Source organism: Nocardia sp. TBRC8007, assembly GCF_056629435.1.
Window position 1 is genome coordinate 1 of record NZ_JBWSOR010000245.1, and the last position, 225, is coordinate 225.

Below are 225 nucleotides of genomic sequence, written 5' to 3' on the forward strand. Positions count from 1 at the left end.
GCCGCCGTCAACCCCACCCGCCCGTAATAGCCGCGCGCCAGCTGTGCACCGGCCACATACAACTCCCCCGCCACCCCCACCGGCACCGGCCGCAACCGGCCATCCAACACGAACACCCGCATATTCCCCACCGGGGTGCCGATCGGAACCGACGCCCCCACCCCATCGGCCGCGTCATATTCCGAGACGCATGCGGTAGCCTCTGCCGGGCCGTAGCCGTTGATG

1 protein-coding gene is annotated in these 225 nt (G+C 69.8%); it reads right to left on the reverse strand.

Annotation, left to right across the window (positions count from 1 at the left end; genetic code table 11):
- On the reverse strand, positions 1 to 225 hold a 225-nt coding region (locus ACX4ZE_RS23515; protein WP_480275654.1), incomplete at both ends, for an AMP-binding protein.